Genomic DNA, 25,245 nt, shown 5'->3' on the forward strand with positions numbered 1-25,245 from the left:
AGCCGAGAGACGCCATGAAGATAGTTCCCCTGCTTGCCCTGACCGCGCTGGTCGCCGGTTGCGCCACGGTGCCGCCGCCCGGACCTCGGCTGGACCATACGCTGACAGCGCGCGCGCAGAGCGAACGTATCAAGTACATCATCGTGCATTACACGGTGAGCGACACGCCGCGTTCGATCAAGACGCTGACCACCGCCGACGTCAGCGCGCACTACCTGCTGACCGATACCGATCCGCCGTTCTTCTACACGCTGGTGGATGAATCGCGCCAGGCCAACCACGCGGGCTACAGCAGCTGGAAGATCTACAACCAGCTCAATTCCGCCTCGATCGGCATCGAGATTGTCAATCCGGGCTTCAAGGAGACGCCGGAGGGTCGCGTGTATGCGCCATTCAAGCAGTCACAAATCGACCAGTTGATTTTGCTGTTGAAGGATATCGTCAAGCGCCACAACATCGCGCCGGGGAATATCCTCGGCCACAACGATATCGCGCCGCAGCGCAAGCAGGACCCGGGGCCGCTGTTCCCGTGGAAGCAGCTGGCCGATGCCGGCCTGATTCCGTGGCCGGAAGCCAGTCGCGTGGCGGCGCGCCTGCCGGGCTTCCAGGAGCAGCTGCCGGAAGTGGCCTGGTTCCAGCGCAAGCTGGCCGACCATGGCTACGCCGTGCCGCAAACCGGCGAACTGGATCAGGCCACGCGCAACGTCATCTCGGTATTCCAGACCAAATACCGCCCGGCGCTGTACGACGGCACGCCCGACGCGGAAACCGCCGCCATTCTCGATGTGCTGACCAGTCCTGTGCCTACCTTGCCTAACTTGCCTGCGCCATCCACCGCGCCGGCAGCGGATGGCGGCCAATAACCTCAGTCCTTGAGCGCGTTCAGGATCGCATAAGCGGCCTTGACGCGGTCGGCGATCGGGTAGTTCTTGTTCGCCAAAATGACGATGCCGATTTTCTTCGCCGGGATAAAGGCGATGTAGGCGCCGAAGCCGTTGGTGGCGCCGGTCTTGTTGTACCAGACGTTGTCGGATGGCGGCTTGGGTGGCGTCAGCAGCGTGGCCGGATTGGCTTCGCGGCTCATCTTGCTGGAGTTCCCATCCTGTAGCGTGTCCAGCGACACCGGCATCGCATAGCGTTCCCAACCCAGTCCCTGCACCATGCCGCCGACGCGGTAGTAGCCGATGTGCGTGCCTTCGATGGCGCTGCGCAGCGTGGCGTCCAGGTGACTCGGATCGATATTCGCCTGCACGTAGCGGATCAGGTCCGAGGTGCTGGAGCGCACGCCGTAGGTCTGGCCCGAGAACAGCTCCTGTCCCATGCGGACTGGCTTGTTCTCCTGGTTGTAGCCCCAGGCGTAATTGGGCATCGCGCTTGGCGGCATGCGCAGGTAGGTATGGGTCATGCCCAGCTTGGGCAGGATCTGCTTTTCCAGCACGTCGGCCGGATTGGCTTTCAGCGACAGGCCGGCCAGGTGGCCGAACATGCCGAGGCTGGGATTCGAATACACGCGCACCTGGCCCGGCGCGGCGCTCGGCTTGAAGTGGCCGAAGTAGGTCAGCATGCCTTGTTCATCGTCGCTCACGTCGTCCGGGAACTGCAACGGCAGGCCGCCGGCGGTGTAGGTGCCGAAGTTGAGTACCGTGGCTTTGTCGAGCGGCGTGCCTTTCAGCTTGGGCACGTAGCGGCCGGGATGATCGTCCAGCGACAGCTTGCCCTGCACCAGCGCATACGACGCCATGGTGGCGGTGAAGGTCTTGCTGACCGAGCCCAGTTCAAACAGAGTGTGTTCGCTGACCGGCGTGCCGCTTTCCTTCGACGCCACGCCGTAGCTGAAGAAAGCCGGCTTGCCGTCGATGGTGATGGCGACGGCGATGCCCGCCACGTCGTGCTCTTTCATGATCGGCTTGATGGCCTGATCGACTACGGTTTGCAGGTCGGCAGCGCCGGCGACGGGTATGCAGCAGCCTGCTGCGATGGCAAATGCCATGCGGCTCAGTGTAGACAAGATGTCTCCTTGGGTGGGTGGTGGGTTAAAGCGTGTCGAGTTGGGTGGCGACGTTGCGCAGGAAGGCGTCGCGGATGCGCGGGCCGGCGAAGACGTCCTGTCGGTGGTCCAGCGTCATGTTGGCGAAGACGATGGTGCGGCTGCCCTTGGTGGCCCAGCCAACGTACCAGCCGTACTGGCGGTCGTCGTCGCTGTTGATCAGAGGCGGTGAGCCGGTGCCGGTTTTGCCGTAGATGGTCCAGCCGTTGGCCAGCGTTTGCGGATGCAGGATGCGCGATGTCATGTCGTAGGCTTTGGCGGAAATCGGCAACTGGCGGTTGACGATCTTGCGCAGGAAGGCGACCTGCTCGTCGGGCGAAATCGTCAGCGAGGATTCTACCCACGACTGGGTCAGGCCATTATGCTTGCCTGCGTCGCCGGAGACGTCCTGGTTGCCGTAGCCGAAGCCTCTGACGTAGCGTCGCAGCTTGTCTTCGCCCAGCCGCGTGGTGACCTGCTGCGCGTACCACAGGTTGGAGTATTTGATCCAGCTGGAAGGATCGGTGTCGATGCGCCAGTCGGCGTGGTCCCAGGTGCGATAGCTTGGCTGGTACTTGATGACCGGCGTGTGTTCGTCGGCCAGGATGCCGCTGTCGTAGCCCATCAGCGCGACCACGATGTTGAAGGTGGAGGCGGGCGTGGCGCGTTCGCCGCATTGGCCGTCGCGGCGTAGCGACTGGCCGGTGGCGGCGTCCACCAGCGCGGTGCAGGACAGCAGGCTGGCGCTTTGCGATGCCAGCGATGGTTGCAGCGCCAGACTGGTCGCCAGCACGGCGGCCAGTGCGGCCAGCGTGGCGATGCGGGTCCATGGTCCTCGCAGGGCTTTGGCGGGTGTGCGTATCAAGGCGATGCGGTCGGCCAGCGTATCGGGCGTGACATGGCCGAAGGCGAGTGCGGTAGCGATGGGCGTTTGCTGGAGTTTCAGTTGCGCGATCAGCGCGGCGGCGTAGGCTTTGCGTTGCGCTTGCGGGCGGCCTTGCAGCACGTCGCGGTCGCAGCCCAGTTCCTGTGCCCATGACAGCTGGTTGCGCAGCAGGCGCATGAAGGGATTAAACCAGAGCAGCGTTTGCAGCACGATGCCGGCGCTGGCCCATTGCAGGTCGTGGCGGCGCCAGTGCGTCAGTTCGTGTTCGACGATCATCTGGCGCTGGTCTTCATCAAAACCGCGCAGATGCAACGGCAGCAGCAGGCGTGGACGCAGCAGGCCGAATAGCATAGGCGAGATCGGCGCGTCGATTTCGATGGTGTGGACTGGTGCGGCGTTGGTGCGGTTGCCGGCGGAGGCCAGTGCGTCCAGCGTGCGGCGGGTGCGCAGTAGCTGGATCATCGTGTAGCCCAGGCCCAGTGCGTACAGCAGCAGCCAGCCTTGGGTGGTGTAGGTGAGGAGGGTTTGCGGCGAGATGGTGGTCGGCGCGTCTTTGGCGGCGGTGGCGGGTGCGGTGGTGCTGGCGTCGGCGCGCGCGGCAGGCGCTGGCATGGCGTAGTTTTCGATATCGATCGGCGGCAGCATGCGCAGGCGTTCGCTTTGCGGCAGCAGGATCAGCAGGAAGGCCGCGACGACGGTGCACTGGCCCAGCAGCCACACGGAGCGCTGCGCAGCGATGGCGGGCAGCCAGCGGCGGCACAAGGTCGTCACCGCCCACACGCCGAGACCGGCGGCCACGCAGCCGGCGCTGGCCAGCGCAAAGCGCAGGGCTAGCGGCTCCAGACCGGTAAAAATAGCGAAGATAGACACGTGCGACTCCATGTGCGACTGTTGCCATCATTATGCGACAGTTGTCGCAATGAGGTCAAGCGGCATCGCCAACTGTGCCCTGCCACTCGCCCGCGCTGCGGCGGAAGGGCGGCGGGGGGCTGGTGTTTTAGCGGTCGACGGTGGCCATGCGCTCATCGTTATAGCGCAGGCCGGCGATGTGTTCCAGCGCGCCTTCCAGCGTGGCGATTTCGGCGGTGCTGAGGACCACGTCGGCAGCGGCGGCGTTCTGCTCCAGGTTGGCGCGACGGCGCGTGCCCGGAATCGGCACGATATCGTCACACTGTTGCAGCACCCAGGCCAGCGCAACCTGGCCCGGCGCCAGACCGCGCGCGGCGGCCAGTTCGCGCACCGTTTGCGCCGCCTGCATATTGGCATCGAAGTTCGCGCCTTGCATGCGTGGGTCCTGATGGCGGAAATCGGTCGGCGGATATTCCTCCGCCCGCTTGGCGGTGCCGGCCAGGAAGCCGCGTCCCAGTGGGCTGAACGGCACCAGGCCGATACCCAGCTCGCGCAGTACCGGAATGATGTCCGCCTCCAGATTGCGCTCCCACAGCGAATACTCGCTTTGCAGCGCGCTGATCGGATGCACCGCATGGGCACGACGGATATTCGCCACGCCGGCCTCGGACAGGCCCAAGTAGCGCACCTTTCCCTCTTTCACCAGTTCACCCATGACGCCGACCACATCCTCGATCGGCACCTTGGGATCGATGCGGTGCTGGTACAGCAGATCGATGTAGTCGGTACCCAGGCGGCGCAGCGAACCCTCAACCGCCACGCGGATGTGCGCCGGATCGCTGGTCACGGCATGGCGCACGCCGTCACGGATATCGAAGCCGAACTTGGTCGCCAGGATCACCTCGCTGCGCCGGTCCTTGAAGGCGCGGCCCAGCAGCTCCTCATTGTGATACGGCCCGTACACCTCGGCCGTATCGAAAAAATTAATTCCCAGCTCAATCGCCCGGTGCAGCGTGGCGATCGACTCGCCCTCATCCGCCGCTCCATACACATTGCTCATGCCCATGCAGCCCAGCCCCTCGGCCGAGACGGTTAATCCTTGCTTACCTAACTGACGTTGTTTCATGCGGTACTCCTGATTAGTTGCCGGAACGGGCGACCCAGTCGACCAATTCGTCCAGCACGGCGCGGCCGGCGCCGTTGGCGACGTGGGCGTCGTTGAGAATGGCGACCACGATGCAGGGCTGGTTGTTGGCGTCCTGCACGTAGCCGGCGATGGCGATCATGCCGGTCAGGCTACCAGTTTTCAGGCGCGCGCGCTGCGCGGCCGGGCTTTCCTTCAAGCGGCGGCGCATGGTGCCGTCGGTGGCGGCGACCGGCAGGCTGGCGAGAAATTCCGGCATCCACAGGCTTTTCAGGCCGGCTTGCAGCAGGGCCGCCAGTTGCGCCGGCGTGGCGCGTTCGCTGCGCGACAGGCCGGAGCCGTTGTCGAGGATCAGGCCGTTGCCGTCGATGTTGTGCTGCTGCAGCCAGGCGCGGATCGCGGTTTCAGCGCGCATCGAGGTGCTGGCGCCGCCGGCGTCCGGTGGCAGCGGTTTGCTGCCCAGTTGCGGATCGGCTTCCAGGCTGCCCAGGCTGAGGAAGATGGTGCGGGCCAGCGTGTTGTCGGATTGTTTGTTGGTGTCGCGGACGATTTCCGGCAGCGTGCGGGAGACGTGCTCGGCCAGAAGGCGGGTGGTCGCTACCGGTGCAGGGGTGGCGTCGGCCGGCGCAACGGGGATGGCGGCCTCGCGCACTTCGCCGCTCAACGAGCCGCCCAGCTTGCTCCATTCGGCTAGCAGCAGCCGCGCCAGGAAGTCCTGGCTGTCCAGCACGTTGATGCTGGTGGATTTGGTGCAGTCTTTCGGAAAGCTGCCGTGCAGCACCACTTCGATGCGGTCGCCTTTGCGCGAATAGTCCGGCGTGCGCCAGCCGTTTTCCCAGCTTGCGCAGGCGGCATCGGTCAGTTTCATCTCCGAGCGGATGCTGACTTTTTCCATTTCCGGCAGCATCACCAGCGACAGTTTGTTGCCGGTGGAGCGCATTTCCACTTTCAGCAGGTTGGTGTTGATCAGCGCCGCGTTCGGGATGACGTTGTAGTAGGCCCAGGGATATTCGTCAAACGGCGGCTGCCCCGCATCCGGCCGCGATGGCGTGAACAGCAGGCGGTCGATGATGATGTCACCCTTGATGCGGCGGATGCCCTGGTTGCGCAGCGCTTGCAGCATGTGGCCCAGCACGTCTTCGTTAAAGTCGGCATCGGCGCCGCCGCGCAGGATCAGGTCGCCTTGCAGGACGCCGTTGACGACTTCAGCGCTGCTGCGCAATTCGGTGCGGCCGCGGAATACTGGTCCCAGCTGCTCCAGCGCCGTCAGCGTGGTGAACAGCTTCATGGTGGAGCCGGGCTGCATGCTTTGCTGCGGGTTGTGCGACACCAGCACGGTATCGCCGCGCATGACGATGATGCCGGCCGCTTCGGGCGGAATATTTGACGACTGCATCAGCCGCGCCACCGGCTCCGGCAGATCCGCAGCGTGGGCAGCGCCGGCCGCGATCAGCGCGGCAACCAGCAGACGGCGTAACAATTTAGTGGAAGAAAACATAGGAAATCGCAATCGCAGCAAGCACGCCGGCGAAGTCGGCGATCAGGCCGCAGGAGATCGCGTAGCGCGTCTTGCGGATGCCGACCGAGCCGAAATACAGCGCGACGATGTAGAAAGTGGTGTCAGCCGAGCCCTGGAACACGCAGGCCAGGCGGCCGACAAAGGAATCGACGCCATAGGTTTGCATGGTGTCGATCATCATGGCCTTGGCGGCGCTGCCGCTCAACGGCTTCATCAGCGCGGTCGGCAGCGCCGAGACGAAGTCGGTGTTGACGCCGAGGTGGCCGAACAGCCAGCTGAAGCCCTGCACCACAAAGCCCAGCAGGCCGGCATTGCGGATCACGCTGATCGCCACCAGCATGCCGACCAGATACGGAATCACGGTCAGCGAGGTCTGGATGCCACCCTTGGCGCCTTCGATAAAGGCCTCGTAGACGTTGACCTTCTTGCGCAGCGCGCCGATGATGAAGCCGCCGATCACGGCCATCAGCACGAAGTTGCTGAAGACTTTGGAGAAGGTTTCAATCTCCGGCTTGGTCAAATAATTGGTGAAGTACCAGACCAGCCCGACGATGAAGGCGGTGATGCCGCCCAGCCAGCCCACCACCACGCGGTTGAACAGGTTGATGCGCTGGCGGATGGAGACGGCGATGATGCCGGTCATGGTCGCCACATAGGTCGCCACCATGCAGGGGATAAAGATGTCGGACGGATCAGCCGCGCCGAGAATTGAGCGCTGCGCCATGATGGCCAGCGGAATCAAGGTCAAGCCCGAGGTGTGCAGCACCAGGAACATGATTTGCGCGTCGGTCGGTTCGTCCTTGTTGGGGTTGAGCGTTTGCAGGCTTTCCATCGCCTTCAAGCCGAACGGGGTGGCGGCGTTGTCCAGGCCCAGCAGGTTGGCCGAGAAGTTCATCACCATGTGGCCGGTGGCCGGGTGGTTGGACGGCACGCCGGGAAAGATGCGCGAGAAGAACGGTGCGATCAGCTTGGCCAGCAGGTCGATGGCGCCGGCTTTTTCGCCGATGTTCATGATGCCCAGCCACAGCGTCATCACGCCGGCCAGCGGCAGGGCGATGTCCATCACGCCGGTGCGGGCCGAGTCAAAGGTGCCGTCGATGATGCGCTTGAAGATTTCCGTGTCGCCCAGGAACAGGAACTGCGCCAACGCGGCCAGAAATCCCACCAGGAAGAAGCCAGACCAGATGTAGTTGAGCGACATTTTTCGTGTATGCAGTGGGCAATTTGCAAAGTATAGCGGGTAAGCAAGCGCAAAAAGTTATAAGCTGCCGCTTTACCGTGCGAGGAATCATGGGAAGGATGCTGAAAACTTGTGCAGCCGCCGTGCTGGCGCTGGCCATCACGGTCGCTGGCCATGCCGAGCCCGCGCCGAAAGTGCTGCACGCCTTCCTCAGCACCGGCGAAACCGCGCTCGACCCTGCCGTGGCCTCCGACGTAGCCAGCCTGAGCCTGCTGGAAAACCTGTTCGACCCGCTGCTGCGCTACGATTACCTGGCCCGTCCCGTCAAACTGATCCCCAACACGGCCGCCGCCATGCCGGAGCTGAGCGACGGCGGCAAGACTTATACTTTCCATCTGCGCCAGGACGTCTACTTCACGCCGGATGCCGCTTTTCATGGCGCGCACCGGCAGGCCACCGCCGACGATTACGTCTACAGCCTCAAGCGCCTGTACGATCCGGCGCTGAAATCGCCGTGGCTGTATCTGTTCGACGGCGTGGCCGGCATCGAGGCGGTGGACAAGTTCACGCTGCGCATCCGCCTGAAAGCGCCCGACCCCAACTTCCTGTTCTATCTGGCGATGCCGGCCACGTCCGTGGTGGCGCGCGAAGTGGTGCAGGCTTACGGCGCGCAAGCCGGCAACCATCCCATCGGCACCGGCCCATTCAAGATCGGCAGCTGGAAGCGTAGCGACCAGATCGTGCTGCTGGCCAACCGCGACTTTCGTCCGACCGAATTCCAGGGACAGCGCCTGCCCATCCTCGACCGCATCGATATCAAGATCGTCGAGGAATACCAGTCGCGCGTGCTGGGCTTCCTGAATGGCGAATTTGATTTCCTGGAGCAGGTGCCGGAGTCGATGAAGGAAATGGTGCTGACCGCTGACAACCAGTTGCAGCCCGAGCTGGCCCGCAAAGGCATCGTGCTGGCGCCGTTTCCGGTACTGCAAACGTATTACATGTGGATGAACATGGACGATCCGCTAATCGGCGGCTATAGCAAGGAGAAGGTGGCGCTGCGGCGCGCCATCGCGCTCGGCTACAACAGCGCCGAAGACATCGCGCAAATGAAGAAAGGCCTGGCGCTGCCGGCCGTGACGCCACTGCCGCCCAATGTACTGGGCAACGATCCCGACTACCGCAGCCCGGTCGCCTACGATCCGGCGTTGGCCAATGCGCTGCTGGACCGCTACGGCTACCGCAAGGGCAAGAGCGGCTATCGCATGCAGCCGGACGGCAAGCCGCTGACGCTGGTGATGCACAGCGAAGCCTCTACCGTCGGCCGCCTGCGCGACGAGCTGTGGCGCAAGAACCTCAACGCGATCGGCCTCAACGTCACCTTCAAGAGCGACAAGAAAACCGAAATCATCAAGGCTTCGCGCCTGGGTTCGGTGATGATGTTTGAGACCAACTGGGTGGCCGACTTCCCCGATGGCGATAATTTCTACCAGCTGCTGTACGGTCCCAACGCCGGCCGCGCCAACTACGCGCGCTTCAACCTGCCTGCCTACAATCAACGCTACGAGCAAGCCCGCTTGATGGGGGAATCGCCGCAGCGCACCGCGTTGTATGATGAACTGGCGCAACTCATCCACGCCTACACGCCGTGGGTGTTGCTGACGCATCCTATCTCCGCCGACCTGCAACAGCCGTGGCTGAAAAATTACCGTCGCCACCCGGTGGAGTTCACCAACTGGCGCTATCTGGACGTAGACGCACATACCGCGCACTGAGCGGTGCCTACAATGACAAGATGAACTTACTCAACCGCCGGGCGCTGGCCTATGTTGCCGGTCATCCCATGGATTTCACGGTGCAATGCCTGAAAGGCTTCCGCGCCAACCAAGGCCTGCTGCTGGCGGGCGCGGTGGCGTATTACTCGCTGCTGTCGATCCTGCCGCTGCTGATGCTGGCGGTGGTGGCGCTGTCGCACATCATTGCGCAGGATGAACTGCTGGCGGCGGTCGGCCGCTATCTGAACTGGCTGGTGCCGGGGCAGGCGCAGCCGATCGTGGCCGAGGTGGCGCATTTCCTGGAACATCGCGACCTGGTCGGTGGCGTGCTGGTGGTCACCATGCTGTTCTTCAGTTCGCTAGCCTTCACGGTGCTGGAAAACGCCATGTGCGTGATCTTCAAGCACCGGGTGGAGATACGGCGGCGGCATTTCCTGATTTCGGCGGTAATGCCCTACTGCTACATCCTGTCGCTGGGCGCCGGCATGCTGCTGGTGACGCTGGTGGCCGGCAGCTTGCAGGTGCTGGGCCAGGAGAGTGTGCAGCTGTTCGGCTATAGCTGGTCGCTGAATGGTGTGTCGGGCGTGCTGCTGTATCTGCTGGGGCTGGCGGGCGAGGTGCTGGTGCTGTCGTCGATTTACCTGGTGATGCCGGTGGGCCGGCTGTCGCTGTCGCATGCGCTGATCGGCGGCGTGACGGCGGCGCTGTTGTGGGAAATCGCCCGCCGCATCCTGGTGTGGTACTTCTCCACGCTGTCGCAGGTGAACGTGGTGTATGGCTCGATGACCACCGCCATCATCGTCATGTTCAGCCTGGAGATCGGCGCCACCCTGCTGCTGTTCGGTGCGCAGGTGATTTCCGAGTTTGAACGGGCCGGCCGCGAAGCGCCGAAGCAGGCGCCCAAGCCGCTGGTCACCGAAACTATTTCAAAATAAATTTGTGCGTTGCACAAAAACTGTGGTACACTTTGTTTGTGGTTGAGGTTTGCCCAGCAAACAGTCCCACATCCGGCCGATGCGCCGCGCCCAGAGTTGTGTAAGTTCGATGGCGCAGGTGACGCAGAAACCGGAGTTGTAATCCCGAAGACATTAGTCGATTTACACGTTAGGGGCACTATGCAGATAGCATGGGCGCCTGAGACGCCGACTCACTTGGCAGATAGCCCTGGAGACCGGTACGATTGAAGCATAGGTAATACATTGGAACGAAGCCTGCAGAGATGTGGGCTTTTTTTTCGTCCGCATTTTTGTGCGTCCTTTGCGTTCGCCCAAACGCGCCAGGCAGCGTCGGCCTATTCTGGAGTGCGGATGGGAGGAGCACGATGGAATTCGCTTTTACGCTCAGATACCGGCTGGCCACCCAGGATCACGATTACGACGAATTATCAGCGCAACTGGCCGCCGGCGGCTGTGAGGATGCGCTGCTGAGTTTCAACCGCGCCGGCAATCTGGTCTTGGACTTCCGCCGTCCGGCCGACAGCGCCGCTGCCGCCCTCTCCAGCGCGATCGCCGACGTGCAGCGCGCGCTTCCCGCCTCCGAATTGATCGACATCCGCTCCGGCTTCGTCTCCAATTAATTTTGCGATTCATTTCGATATTATTTGAAATGTGGAATCAATTGCGCTAGCATAGGCCGCATGGATACCAAACAAACCCTGGCCGCGCTGGCGGCTCTGGCGCAAGAGAGCCGCCTGGCCGTGTTCCGCCTGCTGGTGCAGACCGGGCCGGCTGGCCTGGCCGCCAGCAAAATCGGCGAGCAACTGGCGATTGCGCCGTCTTCCCTGTCGTTTCATTTGAAAGAGCTGGCGCATGCCGGCCTGATCTCGTCGCGCCAGGACGGGCGCTTTGTGATCTACTCGGCGGATACCGGCGCCATGAATGAACTGATCGGATTTTTAACTGAAAACTGCTGCGGTGGCGGCTCCTGCTAACGATGAATATACTTTTTCTGTGTACCGGTAACTCCTGCCGCTCGTTGTTGAGCGAAGCAGTCTTCAATCATCTGGCTCCCGAGGGCTGGCGGGCGCTCAGCGCCGGCAGCCAGCCGACCGGCCAGCTGAATCCGCGCGCGGTGGCGCTGTTACAGCGCAAAGGCATCTCCACCGAAGGCTATTACAGCAAATCGTGGGATGCGCTGCCGGTGACGCCGGATGCGGTGATCACCGTGTGCGGCAGCGCGGCCGGCGAAACTTGCCCGGCCTATCTCGGTCCGGTGCTGCGCGCGCATTGGGGCGTGGAAGATCCGAGCCATCTGGTGGGCAGCGATGAAGAAATCGAGGCGGCCTTCGAGGAGACTTACCGCATCCTCCGAGCGCGCATTGAGGCGTTTCTGGCCGCGCCGACGCTGTCGCAAGCAGCACTGGACCGCATTGGCACGCTCGGTGCCGCATGCTGAGCGCCATCCTGATTTTCATCGCCACGCTGGTGCTGGTGATCTGGCAGCCGCGTGGGCTGGGTATCGGCTGGAGCGCGTCGCTGGGGGCATTGGTGGCGCTGCTGGCGGGCGTGATCCACGTCAGCGACATTCCGGTGGTTTGGCACATCATCTGGAACGCCACCGCTACCTTTGTGGCCATCATCATCACCAGCCTGTTGCTGGACAAGGCCGGCTTCTTCGAATGGGCGGCGCTGCACGTGGCGCGCTGGGGTGGCGGCAGCGGCAAGCGGCTGTTCGTCATGCTGGTGCTGCTGGGCGCCGCTGTCTCCGGGCTGTTTGCCAATGACGGCGCGGCGCTGATCCTGACGCCGATCGTGATCGCCATCCTGCTGGAGCTGCGCTTTTCGGCCAAGGCCACGCTGGCGTTTGTGATGGCGGCCGGCTTCATCGCCGATACGGCCAGCTTGCCGCTGGTGGTGTCGAACCTGGTCAACATCGTCTCGGCCGATTACTTCCACATCAGCTTCGCGCGTTATGCGGCGGTGATGGTGCCGGTGAACTTCGTCGCGGTGGCGGCCACGCTGGCGGCGCTGATGTGGTTCTTCCGCCGCGATATCCCGGCCGATTACGATGTGAAGCAGATCAAGAACCCGGCGCTGGCGATCCACGACCGCGCCACCTTCATCGCCGGCTGGTGGGTACTGGGCCTGCTGCTGATTGGCTTCTTCGTCATCGAGCCGATGGGCGTGCCGATCAGCGTGGTGGCGGCGGTAGGATCGGCGGTGCTGCTGGTGGTGGCGTCGCGCGGCCATCGCATCTCCACGCGCGAAGTGCTGCTGCATGCGCCGTGGCAGATCGTGATCTTCTCGCTGGGGATGTATCTGGTGGTGTACGGCTTGCGCAACGCCGGGCTGACGGCCTACCTGACAACGGCGCTGGACTGGTGCGGCCAGCATGGCGTGTGGGGCGCTGCGCTGGGCACCGGCTTCCTGACGGCGATTCTGTCGTCTATCATGAACAACCTGCCGACGGTGCTGATTGGCGCCTTGTCGGTGGATGCGTCGTCGGCGCAGGGCGTGGTGCGCGAAGCGATGATTTATGCGAACGTGATCGGCAGCGATCTCGGTCCGAAGATCACGCCGATCGGCAGCCTGGCCACGCTGCTTTGGCTGCACGTGCTGGCCAACAAAGGCACGCGCATCACGTGGGGTTACTACTTCCGCGTCGGCGCGTGTCTGACCTTGCCGGTGTTGTTTGTCACCTTGGCGGCATTGGCCGTCCGTCTGGAGATGTTTTGAAACCTAAAAAGTGGATTGCCGTTGTCCTGAGTATCCTGGCCGCGCCGCTGGCGTTCCTGTATGTCGGCGCGCCGCGCTGGGCGTTGCTCAGTTTTGTGGCGGGGCTGGTGGTGGGCACCGCCGGCTTCCTGGTGCCCGGTCATCAGTCGCCGCTGTTGTTTGGCCTGGTCTCGGTGGCGTTGACGGTGCTGTGGATTTGGCGCGCCTACCGCTTTGCCGGCGAGCGCACATTTGATGAACAGCGGCCATGGCATTCGCGCTGGTATGGGCTGGTTGGCGTGGCGGTGGCGGCATCCATCGTCATGGTGTCGCTGCGCGTATTTTTGTATGAGCCGTTCAAGATCCCTTCCTCGGCGATGATTCCCGCGCTGCCGGTCGGCGCCAATGTGATGGTGCAGAAGTGGGGCTTCGGCTACTACGGCAGCATGGGACACCGGCTCGGTCATGGCGCAATTTGGGCGCCGCTGGAGCGTGGCGATATTCTGGTATTCGATTTTCCGGTCGATCCGAGCCAGTCCTACATCAAGCGCGTGGTTGGTCTGCCCGGCGACAAAATCGTCTACCGCGACAAGCATGTGCTGGTGAATGGCGTGGATGGTCGCGGCCAGGAACTGAAGGATTATCTGGACGACGAGCGGCTGATGTACCTGAAGCGCTATCGCGAAAAATTCGGTCAGCAAGAGCATGACATTCTTTTGCGTGAGCAGGCGCCGGCGCGGGTGCCGCGCGGCGACCTGGCGCTGCCGAAAGAATGCACGGACGATGGCGAGACGCTGAGCTGCACGGTGCCGGCAGCGAGCTATTTCGTCATGGGCGATAATCGGGACAACAGTATGGACAGCCGTTTCTGGGGCTTTGTGCCTGCCAGTGCGGTGATTGGCAAGGTGGTGTACGTCGCTATGCCGCGCAATTAAGGAGCAGGGATTGGATCAGCATATCAAGCCGGTGGAGCTGGCGAAGGCATATCGTTTATTGAATCACGGGCCGACGGTGCTGGTGTCGGCCAGCCATGGCGGGGTGCAGAATGTGATGTCGGCGGCGTGGTCTTGCGCGCTGGATTTTGCGCCGCCGAAGGTGACCGTGGTGCTGGACAAGGCCACTGCCACGCGTCCGCTGGTGGAGCAGAGCGGCTACTTCGTGCTGCAGGTGCCGAACATGGCGCAGCTGCAGCTGACCTACGATGTCGGCCACACCAGCGCCGTCGATACGCCGGACAAGCTGGCCAAGGCCGACGTGCAGCTGTTCAAGGTTGAAGGCTACGATGTGCCGCTGGTCGTTGGTTCATCGGCATGGCTGATCTGCAAAGTGCTGCCGGAGCCGCGCAATGAACAGGTCTACGATCTGTTCATCGGCGAAGTGGTGGCTGCATATGCGGACGACCGCGTATTCCAGAATGGCCACTGGGCGTTCGAAAACGCCGATCCGCAGTGGCGCAGCCTGCACTACATCGCCGGCGGCAATTTCTACGCCATCGGCGAAGCGGTGGTGGCAGATGTCACAGGAGCAAAATAGCCACCGTCATTCCCGCGTACGCGGGAATCCATAGAACATATGCGCTAAGTCAAAGCTAGCTACACCCAACAACACAACCATTTTTCTCACTGACTTGAAGGATGAGAGAAAAATGGACAAGATCAGCTATGTTTATATGATGGCCAGCGGTATGTATGGCACGCTATACCTCGGAGTGACATCAAATCTCATTCGCCGGGTTTACGAGCATCGTGAGGGTTTTGTCGATGGATTCACCAAAAAATATAACGTCAAGCAGTTGGTTTGGTTCGAACAGCACACAGATATCTACGCTGCCATTACTCGAGAAAAGCAGATCAAGAAATGGCGGCGTGATTGGAAGATTGAGCTGATACAGAAAACAAATCCCTTATGGCGGGATTTGTTTTTGGATATCTGTGTTTGAAGCGGGTTATGGATTCCCGCCTACGCGGGAATGACGAGGGTTAGAGCGCGCGGGCGATCAGGATTTTCTGGATGTCGCTGGTGCCTTCGTAGATCTGGCATACGCGGGCGTCGCGGTAGATGCGTTCTACCGGGAAGTCGCTGACGTAGCCGTAGCCGCCGTGGATCTGGATGGCGTCGGAGCACACCTTCTCCGCCATTTCGGAGGCGAACAGCTTGGCCATGGCGGCTTCCTTCAGGCAGGGCAGGCCGGCGTCTTTCATCGATGCGGCGTGCAGGATCAACTGGCGCGCGGCTTCGATCTGCATCGCCATTTCCGCCAGTTTGAATTGCACCGATTGGTGTTCGAAGATCGGCTTGCCGAAGCTTTCGCGTTCACGCGCGTAACGCAGCGCGGCTTCGTAGGCGGAACGCGCCATGCCGACCGATTGCGAGGCGATGCCGATGCGGCCTCCCTCCAGTCCGGACAAGGCGATCTTGTAGCCCTGGCCTTCTTCGCCGATCAGATTCTCGGCCGGGATGCGGCAGTTTTCAAACACGATTTGCGCGGTGTCGGACGAGTGCTGGCCCATCTTCTGCTCGATGCCGGCGACGATATAGCCCGGCGTGGACGTCGGCACCCAGAAGGCGCTGATGCCTTTCTTGCCGGCGTTCTTGTCGGTGACGGCCATGACGATGGCGACGTCCGCGTGCTTGCCGCTGGTGATGAATTGTTTGACGCCGTTCAGCACATAGTGGTCGCCATCACGCGTGGCAGTGGTGCGCAGGGCGGCGGCGTCGCTGCCGGTGTGCGGTTCGGTGAGGCAGAAGGCGCCGAGCATGTCGCCTTGCGCCAGGGGCCGCAGCCACTGTTTTTTTTGCCGGGCGTTGGCGTACATCATGCCGATGCTGCATACCGGGCAGTTGTTGACCGAGATGATAGTGGAGGTGCCGCCGTCACCGGCGGCGATTTCTTCCAGCACCAGGGCCAGCGAGACGTAATCCATGCCGGCGCCGCCCAGTTCTTCCGGCACCGCGACACCGAAGGCGCCCAGCGCCGCCAGCTCCTTCAGTTCTTCCTTGGGGAAGTGGTGTTCCTTGTCCCAGCGGGCGGCGTTGGGGACGAGACGGTCCTGTGCGAAGGTGCGCAAGGCGTCGCGGATCATTTCATGTTCCTGGCTCAGTATCATTGCGTGTCTCGTTTTTTTTTACCAGCCGATGGTGTGGCCGGCGTAGTCGCGGTACACCGCCTGTTCGGATGCAGGCAGCGCCGCCAGCGTGGCGCGAATGCCGGTTGCGCTCTGCTCCACCGTGATGTCGGCGCCGGCGCCGCCCATGTCGGTCTGTACCCAGCCCGGATGGAAGGCCACGCAAGTCGCGCCCTGTTTGCCGAACACCAGCGCGGTGTCGATCAGCACGGAATTCAGCGCAGCCTTGCTGGCGCGGTACAGCGATCCCGAAGGCGAGGTGCGCTCGCTCAACGATCCCTTACGGGAGGACAGCACCGCCAGCTTGCCGTCGCCGCGCGACGCGCACACCAGCGGCGCCAACACCGGCAGCAAACGCATCGCCGCCAGCACATTGGTGTGCATCACCGCATCAAAGTCCGCCTGCGCCGGAAAGCCGTCGTGACGCGGGCCGTACACGCCCGCGTTCAGGATGGCGACATCCAATTCTTCACCATCCAGCTTCCAGCCAATGCCGGCCACCGCTTCCAAGTTGGTCACATCCAGCTTGTGCGGCTCGGCGCCCAGCGCCGCCAGCGCGTCGCAGTCTTCCTGCTTGCGCGCCGTGGCGATCACGCGCCAGCCGTCGTTGCGGTATTGCTTGACCAGCTCCAGCCCGATGCCGCGCGAGGCGCCGATAATCAGTGCCGTCGCCATTTACACCAGCTCCACTGCCATCGCAGTCGCTTCGCCGCCGCCGATGCACAGCGCCGCCACGCCTTTTTTGCCGCCGGTGCGTTTCAAGGCGCCCAGCAGCGTGACGATGATGCGCGCGCCGGAAGCGCCGATCGGGTGGCCCAGCGCGCAGGCGCCGCCGTGGATGTTGACCTTGTCGTGCGGGATGTCCAGATCGTGCATGGCCGCCATCGGCACGGCGGCGAAGGCTTCGTTAATCTCGAACAGGTCGACGTCCTTGGTGCTCCAGCCGATTTTCTTGTACAGCTTTTCGATGGCGCCGATCGGTGCGGTGGTGAACCAGTTCGGTTCCTGCGCAAAGGTGGCGTGGCCGTGGATGCGGGCGATTGGCGTCAGGCCCAGTTCCTTGGCTTTCGATTCGCGCATCATCACCAGCGCGGCGGCGCCGTCGTTGATCGACGACGACGAGGCAGCGGTAATGGTGCCGTCCTTCTTGAAGGCGGCGCGCAGCGTCGGGATCTTTTCGACCTTGGCTTTCAGCGGGCCTTCGTCCTTGTCGATGACGGTGTCGCCGGCGCGCGAGGTCACGGTGACCGGCGCGATTTCCCACTTGAAGTAGCCTTCGCTGGTGGCGACTTGCGCGCGCTTCACCGATTCGATGGCGAAGTTGTCCTGCGCCTCGCGCGTGAATGCATACTTGGCCGAGCAGTCTTCGGCAAAGGTGCCCATCGAGCGACCTTCGCCGGTTTTCTCGTTGCGCGAGTAAGCGTCTTCCAGGCCGTCGTACATCATGTGATCGAACAGCATGCCGTGGCCAATGCGGTAGCCGCCGCGCGCCTTCGGCACCAGGTAGGGCGCGTTGGTCATCGACTCCATGCCGCCGGCGATCACCACGTCGGCGCTGCCGGCGATCAGCTGGTCGTGCGCGAAGATCGCGGCCTGCATGGCCGAACCGCACATCTTGGACAGCGTGACGGCGCCGGTGGACGTTGGCAGGCCGGCTTTCAACAGCGCCTGGCGCGCTGGCGCCTGGCCCTGGCCCGCCATCAGGCAGTTGCCGAAGTAGACGTGTTCCACCAGCTTGCCGTCGATGCCGGAGCGCTCGACGGCGGCCTGGATGGCGACGGCGCCCAGGTCGTGCGCGGCCTTGGCCGAGAAGTCGCCCTGGAAGGCGCCCATGGGGGTGCGGGCTGCGCCCACGATGACGATAGGATCATTCATGTTCAAATCTCCATTAACGGGTTTCGGCGAACAGCTCGCGGCCGATCAGCATGCGGCGAATCTCGCTGGTGCCGGCGCCGATTTCATACAGCTTGGCGTCGCGCCACAGGCGGCCGACGGGATATTCGTTGATGTAGCCATTGCCGCCCAGCGTCTGGATCGCTTCGCCGGCCATCCAGGTGGCCTTCTCGGCGCTGTACAGGATGGCGCCGGCGGCGTCCTTGCGCAGGTTGCGGATCTGCTCCGGCGAGGTGGCGCGGTCGCAGGCCTGGCCGACCGCGTACACATAGGCCTTGGACGCCATCATGGTCGAGTACATATCGGCGATTTTGCCCTGCATCAGCTGGAACTCGCCGATCGCCTGGCCGAACTGCTTGCGGTCGTGGATGTAAGGCACCACCACGTCCATGCAGGCCTGCATGATGCCCAGCGGTCCGCCGGACAGCACGGTGCGTTCGAAGTCGAGGCCGGACATCAGCACGTTGACGCCCTTGCCCAGGCCGCCCAGCACGTTCTCGGCCGGCACTTCACAATCTTCAAACACCAGCTCGCCGGTGTGGGAGCCGCGCATGCCCAGCTTGTCGAGCTTCTGCGCGATCGAGAAGCCCTTGAAGCCTTTTTCGATCAGGAAGGTGGTCATGCCTTTCGGGCCGGCTTCCAGGTCGTTCTTGGCGTAGACCACCAGCACGTCGGCGTCGGGGCCGTTGGTGATCCACATCTTGGTGCCGTTCAGCACCCAGCGGTCGCCCTTGAACTCGGCGCGCAGCTTCATGCTGACCACGTCGGAACCGGCGTTCGGCTCGGACATGGCGAGCGCGCCGATGTATTCGCCGGAAATCAGCTTGGGCAGGTATTTTTGTTTTTGTTCTTCGGTGCCGTTGCGCTTGATCTGGTTGACGCACAGATTCGAGTGGGCGCCGTAGGACAGGCCGACCGAGGCCGAGGCGCGCGAGATTTCCTCCATCGCCACGATGTGGGCCAGGTAGCCCATGTTGGCGCCGCCGTACTCTTCCGGCACGGTGATGCCGAGCACGCCCAGCTCGCCCATCTTGCGCCACAGGTCCATGGGGAACTGGTCGCTGCGGTCGATTTCGGCCGCGCGCGGGGCGATCTCGGCGGCGGCGAATTGCTGCACGGCCTCGCGCAGCGCGGCGATATCCTCGCCATGGTCAAAGGTCAGGCCTGGGAGATGGAGCATGTCTTCCTCTATTCTGTTTTGGGTCCGGAGCGGCCATGATACGCCGATGTGACGTTAACGTAAACGTCAAGCACCCAACCCGGGGTCAGTTCTGCCAAATGTACATGGGCTCGTGTGCATTTGGCAGAACTGACCCCGAATTGGGTTAAGTGACGGCGTGGGCTTCCAGCATGCGCTTGCATTCGTCCTCGTGGGCCTGGATCTCGGCCAGCGACATTTCGATGTCTTCGCGCTGCTGTTCCAGCGTTTCGCGGTGCTGCGCCAGCACGGTCAGGAAGCGGTGCATCTGCGCCGCTGAATCCTTGGGCGTCTCGTACATGTCGACCAGGCTCTTGATTTCGGCCAGCGACAGGCCGAGGCGCTTGCCGCGCAGAGTCAGCTTGAGGCGGGTGCGGTCGCGCGGCGTGTAGACGCGGTTGCGGCCGCCCGCGCCCTCACGCGACGGGCTCAGCAGGCCCTGGTCTTCGTAAAAGCGGATTGCACGCGCAGTGATGTCGAATTCACGCGCCAGTTCGGTAATGGTGTAGGTGGACATGGGTGGTCTAAGTAGTTTCCGTTTACGTTAACGGCAAAGTGATTGTAGCGCGAAAAACACCGTTCCCGCATCAAGCAGCGGACTCAGCGTGACCGCCAGCATGCGGAATGGTATCGTGCGACGTGAAAGGCAGCGCGGCAGGATGATATTCATCCGCGCTTCTGGACCGAATAAAATTCGCCTGGTTATTCCACTGACGTTGGTACTGGCAGAGGATGAAATGTTAATTATAAAATCCCATAAAGTCACAATCGAGGCTGTTCTCGAAGAGACTGACTTTCATGAAGCAACGTGAAATAGTGTCAATATGAATTCCTCTAATGAACGCGAAAGCTTTAGCCAGCGACTCCAACAGGCTCTCAAGAACGCCCATTATTCGCCCGACAGCCCGACCCGGCTGGCGCGCGAATTCAATATTCGTTTCGATGGTCGACCGATTACCGTGCACGCCGCCCGTAAATGGCTGGTTGGCGAGGCTATTCCCACGCAGGAGAAGCTGCGCATGATCGCCCAATGGCTGGGCGTGCCCGCCGAGTGGTTGCGCTTTGGCGGCCCGGAGGAAGGCGCACCAAACGGCGACAACGGCGCCAACCTGTCGCGCTTCGAGTCGGCCGACGTCAAGCTGATCGCCGATTTGCAGCGTCTGGACGAGCATCATCGCCAGATTGCGCGGGAATTTATCCGGATGCTGGTGCGTGTCAACTACCAAAAGTAGTTATTTTTACGTATTACTACGGAAATAGGGGAGCCGGCGGCAAGGCCGCCTGTTCCTCACAAACATGAAACAAGTTTCACAATCGGCCGGTTTTTGTTCGGGCGTGGCGAAACGCTTTTTATTTTCGCTACGTTTGCGAATTGTCATGGTTGCGACACGGATTTAAGGCACAATAGGGCAGTACCTATTTTTTGGGGAGTCATGCTTTGAGCCGTCTTATGAAAAGCAACTACAGCAATGTCGCACAGCTGAAAGATTTAATGACCGCCCCACCGATGACCGCCGAACAGCATGCCGAGGTGATGCGCAAACGCATCGCCCATCGTCGCATGGTGGAAGAAGCGCGGGAATTGAAGCGTGCCAGCAGTTCGAACTACGATATTCGCTGAACCAGCGCGGAAGCGCTAACGCTCTTAGATGTCGCCGGCGGCCTGTCCCTTAAGACCGGCCCAGCGCGGCGCCAACGCATGTTCAATGCCGAATAAATCGATCACCCGGGCCACCGTGTGGTCGACCATCTCCTCAATGCTCTGCGGGTTGTGATAGAAGCTCGGCAGCGGCGGGAAGATGATGCCGCCCATTTCCGTGACCGCCGTCATGTTGCGCAAGTGCGCCAGATTGAACGGGGTCTCCCTCACCATCAGCACCAGCCGGCGGCGCTCCTTGAGCACCACGTCAGCCGCGCGCGCGATCAGATTGTCGGACAGGCCATGGGCCACCGACGCCAGGGTTTTCATCGAGCAGGGAGCGATAATCATGCCGTCGCTCTGGAACGAGCCGCTGGCGATCGAGGCGCCGACGTCGCGCACCTTGTGCACCACATGGGCCAGGGATTCAACCTCGCGCCGCTGCAAGCCAGTTTCCTGGTGCAGCGTGAGGACGGCGGCTTCGGAGACGATCAGATGCGTCTCGACGCCATCAAGGTGTTGCAAATGCTGTAGCAGACGCACGCCATACACCGCGCCGGTGGCGCCGGTGATGGCAATGACGATCCGCTTGGGCCGATCAGGCATCCAGCAGGGCCTTCAGCTCGCCCGACTCAAACATCTCGTTCATGATGTCCGAACCGCCGACAAATTCACCCTTCACGTACAGCTGAGGGATGGTTGGCCAGTTCGAGTAGTCCTTGATGCCCTGACGGACTTCCGGATCTTCCAGCACGTTGACGGTAGCAATGTTCTCGACGCCGCAGGCTTTCAGGATCTGGATGGCACGGCCGGAGAAGCCGCATTGTGGGAACTGGGCGGTGCCCTTCATGAACAGCACCACCGGGGTGTTGGTCACGGTTTCTTTGATCCAGGTTTGTACGTCGCTCATAGCTGCCTCGGTGAATTAAATATCGGATGCCGACATTTTATAAGAAATGTGCCTCTGGCGTGTTGACGTCCAAAAAAATCCATGTATTATGTATATCGGGACTCGATATAGCGAAAGGCGATACAGAGATGGATATTAACTACAGTAAATACCTGCCCCTATCGGAAGCGACCTTTTACGTGATGCTGGCGTTGACCCAGCCCATGCACGGCTACGCCATCATGCAGAAGGTGGACAGCATGAGCGCCGGCAGCGTCACGCTGGGGCCGGGTACCTTGTACGGGGTGTTCGGCACGCTGGAAAAACAGGCACTGATCGTCAAGGTGGCGGAAGAGGAGCGGCGCAAGGTCTATGCGCTGACGGAACTGGGCAAGGTGGTGTTGGCGGAGCAGGTGCGCCGGCTGGAAATCATGCTGAGCAATGCGCGGGCATTGCAGCACGCAGCTTAATTTTAAGGAGCAGTTATGGGCAAGCTGGTACGGAAATTCAAGATCTGGTACGTGTGGCAGGATGAAGAACATCAGCAGTGGCTGCAGGAGATGGCGGCGCAAGGCCTGCATTTGCGCAGTACCAACGTGTGCTGTGTCCACACGTTCGAGCGCGGTGCGCCGGCCGATGTGGCGTATCGCTGGGATGTGCGCTACTTCGGCCCGAAGGCGGAATACAAGCAGCTGTTCCAGGATGCCGGCTGGGAACTGGTGACGTCGACGGTGGGCTGGCATTGCTGGCGCAAGGCGCGCGCGGCCGGCGCCAGCACCGAGATTTTCACCCAGCGCGCCGACAACGCCGCCAAGTACCTGCGCGTAATCCGTCTGTTTGCGCTGATTGTGGCGGCCGAGGCGCTGGCGTACTGGCTGATTCCGGCCCGGCAGGAATACGCTGAAGACCTGGCGTGGGGCATGTTCGTCGGTACCGCCGTGGTCGGCTTGATCTCGCTGGCCAAGCTGTCGAAGCGCATGAAGGACGTCCAGGGCGCCTGAGCAGCGCCCCGGATTGAGCGGCCGGCTTAGCCGCGCAGCTTGGCGAAGGCGGCGGCCATGCTGCCGCTGGCTGCCGGTTCGCGGGTCTGCTGCTTCTGTTGCTGGCCCATGGCGCGGCGGTCATTGCGGTCGCCGCGCTGCTGCGGCTGCGAACCGGCTTGCGGCGCGCTGTCGGACAGGCGCATGGTCAGGGCGATGCGCTTGCGCTTCTCGTCCACTTCCAGCACTTTGACCTTGACCACCTGGCCGGCTTTCACCACCGTGTGCGGATCCTTGACGAAGGTGTTGGACAGCGCCGAGATGTGCACCAGGCCGTCCTGGTGCACGCCGATGTCGACAAACGCGCCAAAGGCGGCGACGTTGGTCACCACCCCTTCCAGGATCATGTCCGGACGCAGGTCGCGAATTTCCTCCACGCCTTCCTTGAAGGTGGCGGTGGTGAATTCCGGACGCGGATCGCGGCCCGGCTTTTCCAGCTCCTTCAGGATATCGGTGATGGTCGGCACGCCGAATTTCTCGTCGGCATACTTGGCCGGCTGCAAGCGCTTGATCAGTGCGCTGTCGCCGATGACGGCCTTGATGTCCTTCTGGATATCGCCGAGGATTTTTTCCACCAGCGGATACGATTCCGGGTGCACCGCCGAGGCGTCCAGCGGATTGTCGCCGCCCATCACGCGCAGGAAGCCGGCGGCCTGCTCAAACGTTTTGTCGCCCAGGCGCGGCACCGATTTCAGCGCGGCGCGCGAGGTGAACGCGCCTTTGACGTCGCGGTAGCTGACAATCGCCGTCGCCACCGACGACGACAGGCCGGACACGCGCGCCAGCAGCGGCGCCGAGGCGGTGTTGACGTCGACGCCGACCGCATTCACGCAATCCTCGACCACCGCGTCCAGGGTGCGCGCCAGCTGCGTTTGTGAAACATCGTGCTGGTACTGGCCGACGCCGATCGATTTCGGATCGATCTTGACCAGTTCGGCCAGCGGATCTTGCAGGCGGCGGGCGATCGATACCGCGCCGCGCAGCGACACATCCATGTCCGGCAGCTCACGCGACGCGTATTCCGAGGCGGAATACACCGACGCGCCCGCTTCGGAGACGACGATCTTGTTCATTTTCTGCTCAGGGAAGCGTTTGAGCAGGTCTTGCGCCAGCTTGTCGGTCTCGCGCGAGGCGGTGCCGTTGCCGATCGAAATCAGCGACACATTGTGCTTGGCGGCCAGTTTGCCCAGCGTGTGCAGCGAGCCTTCCCAGTCGTTCTTCGGCTGGTGGGGATAAATGACGGCGGTATCGACCACCTTGCCGGTGGCGTCCACCACGGCCACTTTAACGCCGGTGCGCAGGCCCGGGTCCAGGCCCATGGTGGCGCGCTGGCCGGCCGGGGCCGCCAGCAGCAAGGCTTTCAAGTTGGTAGCGAAGACGGTGATGGCGTCCAGCTCGGATTTCTCGCGCAGCGCGCCCATCAGTTCGGTTTCGAGGTGCATGAAGCTTTTCACGCGCCAGGTCCAGCGGGCGGTGTCCGACAGCCATTTGTCGGCCGGACGGCCGCTGCTCTTGATGCCGAAACGGGCGGCGATGCGGCTTTCGCACGGATTGTGCGGGGCGTCCCACTTTGGTTTTTCCGGTTCGGAATCGAGCCGCAGGGTGACGTCCAGCATGCCTTCGCGGCGGCCGCGCATCAACGCCAGGGCGCGGTGCGATGGCACCGACGACAGGTTTTCGGTGTAATCGAAGTAGTCGGCGAACTTTTCACCTTCTTCTTGCTTACCTTCAATAACCTTGGATTCGACGATGCCATGCTCTTGGACATATTCACGCAGCGACTGAAGCAGGGTAGCATCTTCGGCAAAGCGTTCCATCAGGATCTGACGGGCGCCGTCCAGCGCGGCCTTGGTGTCGGCCACGCCCGGATTGTTGCCGTCGGTGGTGGTGAAGGCCTCGCGCAGGAAATTGGCGGCTTCAGTCTCCGGATTCAGCTCGGGATTGCCCAGCAGGCCGTCGGCCAGCGGCGCCAGACCGGCCTCGATGGCGATTTGGGCCTTGGTGCGGCGTTTTTGCTTATAGGGAAGATATAAGTCTTCGAGGCGGGTCTTGTCTTCTGCGTGCATGACAGCATCTAATAAGACCGGTGTCATTTTGTTTTGCTCGGTGATCGAGGCGATGATGCTGGCGCGGCGGTCTTCCAGCTCGCGCAGGTAACGCAGGCGCTCTTCGAGCAGGCGCAATTGGACGTCATCCAGGCCACCGGTGACTTCCTTGCGGTAACGAGCGATGAAGGGCACGGTGGCGCCTTCGTCCAACAGGGCGACGGCGGCAATTACCTGGGCTGGTTTGGCCGCCAGTTCGAGGGCGAGACGTTGTTCAATGGAAGGCAACATGGTGAAGAATCCTAGACAGACAAGCCCGGAATAATACGACATCAGCACGAAGTTTCCATGCTTTTGCCATGGGAACGTGGGCAAGCCCACTTTGGC

At 62.3% G+C, this 25,245-nt stretch carries 28 protein-coding genes; 14 read left to right on the top strand and 14 right to left on the bottom strand.

The window, feature by feature from the left end:
* The first annotated feature begins 14 nt into the window (after positions 1-14).
* On the top strand, positions 15-863 hold the full coding sequence (locus GTP69_RS11925) for an N-acetylmuramoyl-L-alanine amidase (RefSeq protein WP_161055114.1): 849 nt from the start codon (positions 15-17) through the stop codon (positions 861-863).
* A gap of 2 nt (positions 864-865) precedes the next feature.
* Here the strand turns inward: GTP69_RS11925 and ampC are convergent, their stop codons facing one another.
* From ampC to GTP69_RS11950, 5 genes are all read right to left on the bottom strand, one after another.
* On the bottom strand, positions 866-1,990 hold the full coding sequence (ampC, locus tag GTP69_RS11930; RefSeq protein WP_161055247.1) for a class C beta-lactamase: 1,125 nt from the start codon (positions 1,988-1,990) through the stop codon (positions 866-868).
* Between the two features lie 43 nt (positions 1,991-2,033).
* Positions 2,034-3,782 carry a class D beta-lactamase gene (blaOXA, locus tag GTP69_RS11935; RefSeq protein WP_371867911.1) on the bottom strand — a complete coding sequence of 583 codons (1,749 nt, stop codon included), beginning with the start codon at positions 3,780-3,782 and terminating at the stop codon, positions 2,034-2,036.
* Between the two features lie 127 nt (positions 3,783-3,909).
* Complete coding sequence (locus GTP69_RS11940; RefSeq protein WP_161055116.1) at positions 3,910-4,887, bottom strand: aldo/keto reductase; 978 nt, start codon at positions 4,885-4,887, stop codon at positions 3,910-3,912.
* A gap of 13 nt (positions 4,888-4,900) precedes the next feature.
* A complete protein-coding gene (gene dacB / locus GTP69_RS11945; RefSeq protein ID WP_229260912.1) occupies positions 4,901-6,403 on the bottom strand; it encodes a D-alanyl-D-alanine carboxypeptidase/D-alanyl-D-alanine endopeptidase in 1,503 nt (500 codons plus the stop codon).
* The gene (locus GTP69_RS11950) at positions 6,387-7,625 is read right to left on the bottom strand and encodes a spore maturation protein (protein WP_161055117.1); all 1,239 of its coding nucleotides are present in this window, start codon (positions 7,623-7,625) and stop codon (positions 6,387-6,389) included. The genes dacB and GTP69_RS11950 overlap by 17 nt, the downstream gene beginning before the upstream one ends.
* Before the next feature lie 98 nt (positions 7,626-7,723).
* Between GTP69_RS11950 and GTP69_RS11955 the strand changes: the two genes are divergently transcribed.
* From GTP69_RS11955 to GTP69_RS11995, 9 genes are all read left to right on the top strand, one after another.
* On the top strand, positions 7,724-9,376 hold the full coding sequence (locus tag GTP69_RS11955) for an ABC transporter substrate-binding protein (protein ID WP_229260913.1): 1,653 nt from the start codon (positions 7,724-7,726) through the stop codon (positions 9,374-9,376).
* A gap of 20 nt (positions 9,377-9,396) precedes the next feature.
* Positions 9,397-10,311, top strand: a complete 915-nt coding sequence (locus GTP69_RS11960) for a YihY/virulence factor BrkB family protein (RefSeq protein WP_161055119.1) — start codon at positions 9,397-9,399, stop codon at positions 10,309-10,311.
* Between the two features lie 386 nt (positions 10,312-10,697).
* Entirely contained in the window at positions 10,698-10,952 is a 255-nt protein-coding gene (locus GTP69_RS11965; protein WP_161055120.1) for a hypothetical protein, read from the top strand.
* A 60-nt stretch (positions 10,953-11,012) separates the two neighbouring features.
* Entirely contained in the window at positions 11,013-11,306 is a 294-nt protein-coding gene (locus tag GTP69_RS11970; RefSeq protein ID WP_161055121.1) for an ArsR/SmtB family transcription factor, read from the top strand.
* 2 nt (positions 11,307-11,308) lie between these two features.
* Positions 11,309-11,770 (top strand): arsenate reductase ArsC, encoded by a 462-nt coding sequence (locus tag GTP69_RS11975; RefSeq protein WP_161055122.1) that lies wholly within the window; start codon positions 11,309-11,311, stop codon positions 11,768-11,770.
* Entirely contained in the window at positions 11,764-13,050 is a 1,287-nt protein-coding gene (locus tag GTP69_RS11980; protein ID WP_161055123.1) for an arsenic transporter, read from the top strand. Before GTP69_RS11975 ends, GTP69_RS11980 begins: the two co-directional genes overlap by 7 nt.
* Complete coding sequence (lepB, locus tag GTP69_RS11985; RefSeq protein ID WP_161055124.1) at positions 13,047-13,964, top strand: signal peptidase I; 918 nt, start codon at positions 13,047-13,049, stop codon at positions 13,962-13,964. Before GTP69_RS11980 ends, lepB begins: the two co-directional genes overlap by 4 nt.
* A gap of 10 nt (positions 13,965-13,974) precedes the next feature.
* On the top strand, positions 13,975-14,562 hold the full coding sequence (locus GTP69_RS11990) for a flavin reductase family protein (RefSeq protein ID WP_161055125.1): 588 nt from the start codon (positions 13,975-13,977) through the stop codon (positions 14,560-14,562).
* A gap of 112 nt (positions 14,563-14,674) precedes the next feature.
* On the top strand, positions 14,675-14,968 hold the full coding sequence (locus GTP69_RS11995) for a GIY-YIG nuclease family protein (protein ID WP_161055126.1): 294 nt from the start codon (positions 14,675-14,677) through the stop codon (positions 14,966-14,968).
* A gap of 40 nt (positions 14,969-15,008) precedes the next feature.
* On the opposite strand, the gene GTP69_RS12000 is transcribed toward GTP69_RS11995, so the two are convergent.
* The 6 genes from GTP69_RS12000 to GTP69_RS31600 all read right to left on the bottom strand — a co-directional run bounded on the left by GTP69_RS12000 (position 15,009) and on the right by GTP69_RS31600 (position 19,915).
* The gene (locus GTP69_RS12000; RefSeq protein WP_161055127.1) at positions 15,009-16,136 is read right to left on the bottom strand and encodes an acyl-CoA dehydrogenase family protein; all 1,128 of its coding nucleotides are present in this window, start codon (positions 16,134-16,136) and stop codon (positions 15,009-15,011) included.
* An 18-nt stretch (positions 16,137-16,154) separates the two neighbouring features.
* Entirely contained in the window at positions 16,155-16,829 is a 675-nt protein-coding gene (locus GTP69_RS12005; RefSeq protein ID WP_161055128.1) for an SDR family oxidoreductase, read from the bottom strand.
* Positions 16,830-18,029, bottom strand: coding sequence for an acetyl-CoA C-acyltransferase (locus GTP69_RS12010; protein ID WP_161055129.1), 1,200 nt, complete (start codon positions 18,027-18,029; stop codon positions 16,830-16,832).
* Positions 18,030-18,042: 13 nt separating this feature from the next.
* Positions 18,043-19,227 (bottom strand): isovaleryl-CoA dehydrogenase, encoded by a 1,185-nt coding sequence (locus GTP69_RS12015; RefSeq protein ID WP_161055130.1) that lies wholly within the window; start codon positions 19,225-19,227, stop codon positions 18,043-18,045.
* 145 nt (positions 19,228-19,372) lie between these two features.
* On the bottom strand, positions 19,373-19,762 hold the full coding sequence (locus GTP69_RS12020) for a MerR family transcriptional regulator (RefSeq protein WP_110845911.1): 390 nt from the start codon (positions 19,760-19,762) through the stop codon (positions 19,373-19,375).
* A 27-nt stretch (positions 19,763-19,789) separates the two neighbouring features.
* Positions 19,790-19,915, bottom strand: coding sequence for a hypothetical protein (locus tag GTP69_RS31600; protein WP_255458372.1), 126 nt, complete (start codon positions 19,913-19,915; stop codon positions 19,790-19,792).
* A 154-nt stretch (positions 19,916-20,069) separates the two neighbouring features.
* Here GTP69_RS31600 and GTP69_RS12025 point away from each other — a divergent pair, with 154 nt between their 5' ends.
* Together GTP69_RS12025 and GTP69_RS31070 are read left to right on the top strand one after the other, a co-directional pair.
* Positions 20,070-20,477, top strand: coding sequence for a hypothetical protein (locus GTP69_RS12025; protein ID WP_110845910.1), 408 nt, complete (start codon positions 20,070-20,072; stop codon positions 20,475-20,477).
* A gap of 218 nt (positions 20,478-20,695) precedes the next feature.
* Positions 20,696-20,866 (top strand): hypothetical protein, encoded by a 171-nt coding sequence (locus GTP69_RS31070; RefSeq protein WP_169112204.1) that lies wholly within the window; start codon positions 20,696-20,698, stop codon positions 20,864-20,866.
* Between the two features lie 24 nt (positions 20,867-20,890).
* Here the strand turns inward: GTP69_RS31070 and GTP69_RS12030 are convergent, their stop codons facing one another.
* Both GTP69_RS12030 and grxD read right to left on the bottom strand, forming a co-directional pair.
* Positions 20,891-21,490 (bottom strand): UbiX family flavin prenyltransferase, encoded by a 600-nt coding sequence (locus tag GTP69_RS12030; RefSeq protein ID WP_161055131.1) that lies wholly within the window; start codon positions 21,488-21,490, stop codon positions 20,891-20,893.
* Positions 21,483-21,794, bottom strand: a complete 312-nt coding sequence (grxD, locus tag GTP69_RS12035; protein ID WP_110845908.1) for a Grx4 family monothiol glutaredoxin — start codon at positions 21,792-21,794, stop codon at positions 21,483-21,485. The genes GTP69_RS12030 and grxD overlap by 8 nt, the downstream gene beginning before the upstream one ends.
* Positions 21,795-21,922: 128 nt before the next feature.
* Between grxD and GTP69_RS12040 the strand changes: the two genes are divergently transcribed.
* Together GTP69_RS12040 and GTP69_RS12045 are read left to right on the top strand one after the other, a co-directional pair.
* Entirely contained in the window at positions 21,923-22,243 is a 321-nt protein-coding gene (locus GTP69_RS12040) for a PadR family transcriptional regulator (protein ID WP_161055132.1), read from the top strand.
* Positions 22,244-22,258: 15 nt separating this feature from the next.
* Positions 22,259-22,774, top strand: coding sequence for a DUF2812 domain-containing protein (locus GTP69_RS12045; protein ID WP_161055133.1), 516 nt, complete (start codon positions 22,259-22,261; stop codon positions 22,772-22,774).
* Positions 22,775-22,800: 26 nt separating this feature from the next.
* On the opposite strand, the gene GTP69_RS12050 is transcribed toward GTP69_RS12045, so the two are convergent.
* Complete coding sequence (locus GTP69_RS12050; RefSeq protein WP_161055134.1) at positions 22,801-25,149, bottom strand: Tex family protein; 2,349 nt, start codon at positions 25,147-25,149, stop codon at positions 22,801-22,803.
* Positions 25,150-25,245: the final 96 nt, after the last annotated feature.

This window comes from Duganella levis (assembly GCF_009857605.1).
Lineage (GTDB): Bacteria > Pseudomonadota > Gammaproteobacteria > Burkholderiales > Burkholderiaceae_D > Rugamonas > Rugamonas levis.

Excerpts from the sequence above, each read along its gene's own strand:
- GTP69_RS11970 (WP_161055121.1), top strand. The coding sequence starts at position 11,013 with ATGGATACCAAACAAACCCTGGCCGCGCTGGCGGCTCTGGCGCAAGAG.
- GTP69_RS11995 (WP_161055126.1), top strand. The coding sequence starts at position 14,675 with ATGGACAAGATCAGCTATGTTTATATGATGGCCAGCGGTATGTATGGC.
- GTP69_RS12010 (WP_161055129.1), bottom strand. The coding sequence starts at position 18,029 with ATGAATGATCCTATCGTCATCGTGGGCGCAGCCCGCACCCCCATGGGC.
- GTP69_RS11965 (WP_161055120.1), top strand. The coding sequence starts at position 10,698 with ATGGAATTCGCTTTTACGCTCAGATACCGGCTGGCCACCCAGGATCAC.
- GTP69_RS12050 (WP_161055134.1), bottom strand. The coding sequence starts at position 25,149 with ATGTTGCCTTCCATTGAACAACGTCTCGCCCTCGAACTGGCGGCCAAA.
- dacB (WP_229260912.1), bottom strand. The coding sequence starts at position 6,403 with ATGTTTTCTTCCACTAAATTGTTACGCCGTCTGCTGGTTGCCGCGCTG.
- GTP69_RS12000 (WP_161055127.1), bottom strand. The coding sequence starts at position 16,136 with ATGATACTGAGCCAGGAACATGAAATGATCCGCGACGCCTTGCGCACC.
- GTP69_RS12015 (WP_161055130.1), bottom strand. The coding sequence starts at position 19,227 with ATGCTCCATCTCCCAGGCCTGACCTTTGACCATGGCGAGGATATCGCC.
- GTP69_RS31070 (WP_169112204.1), top strand. The coding sequence starts at position 20,696 with ATGAAAAGCAACTACAGCAATGTCGCACAGCTGAAAGATTTAATGACC.
- GTP69_RS12030 (WP_161055131.1), bottom strand. The coding sequence starts at position 21,490 with ATGCCTGATCGGCCCAAGCGGATCGTCATTGCCATCACCGGCGCCACC.
- GTP69_RS12005 (WP_161055128.1), bottom strand. The coding sequence starts at position 16,829 with ATGGCGACGGCACTGATTATCGGCGCCTCGCGCGGCATCGGGCTGGAG.
- GTP69_RS12025 (WP_110845910.1), top strand. The coding sequence starts at position 20,070 with ATGAATTCCTCTAATGAACGCGAAAGCTTTAGCCAGCGACTCCAACAG.
- GTP69_RS11960 (WP_161055119.1), top strand. The coding sequence starts at position 9,397 with ATGAACTTACTCAACCGCCGGGCGCTGGCCTATGTTGCCGGTCATCCC.
- grxD (WP_110845908.1), bottom strand. The coding sequence starts at position 21,794 with ATGAGCGACGTACAAACCTGGATCAAAGAAACCGTGACCAACACCCCG.
- GTP69_RS11925 (WP_161055114.1), top strand. The coding sequence starts at position 15 with ATGAAGATAGTTCCCCTGCTTGCCCTGACCGCGCTGGTCGCCGGTTGC.
- GTP69_RS12045 (WP_161055133.1), top strand. The coding sequence starts at position 22,259 with ATGGGCAAGCTGGTACGGAAATTCAAGATCTGGTACGTGTGGCAGGAT.
- GTP69_RS11955 (WP_229260913.1), top strand. The coding sequence starts at position 7,724 with ATGCTGAAAACTTGTGCAGCCGCCGTGCTGGCGCTGGCCATCACGGTC.
- ampC (WP_161055247.1), bottom strand. The coding sequence starts at position 1,990 with ATGGCATTTGCCATCGCAGCAGGCTGCTGCATACCCGTCGCCGGCGCT.
- GTP69_RS11940 (WP_161055116.1), bottom strand. The coding sequence starts at position 4,887 with ATGAAACAACGTCAGTTAGGTAAGCAAGGATTAACCGTCTCGGCCGAG.
- GTP69_RS11975 (WP_161055122.1), top strand. The coding sequence starts at position 11,309 with ATGAATATACTTTTTCTGTGTACCGGTAACTCCTGCCGCTCGTTGTTG.
- GTP69_RS31600 (WP_255458372.1), bottom strand. The coding sequence starts at position 19,915 with ATGAATATCATCCTGCCGCGCTGCCTTTCACGTCGCACGATACCATTC.
- GTP69_RS12040 (WP_161055132.1), top strand. The coding sequence starts at position 21,923 with ATGGATATTAACTACAGTAAATACCTGCCCCTATCGGAAGCGACCTTT.
- GTP69_RS12020 (WP_110845911.1), bottom strand. The coding sequence starts at position 19,762 with ATGTCCACCTACACCATTACCGAACTGGCGCGTGAATTCGACATCACT.
- GTP69_RS11980 (WP_161055123.1), top strand. The coding sequence starts at position 11,764 with ATGCTGAGCGCCATCCTGATTTTCATCGCCACGCTGGTGCTGGTGATC.
- GTP69_RS11950 (WP_161055117.1), bottom strand. The coding sequence starts at position 7,625 with ATGTCGCTCAACTACATCTGGTCTGGCTTCTTCCTGGTGGGATTTCTG.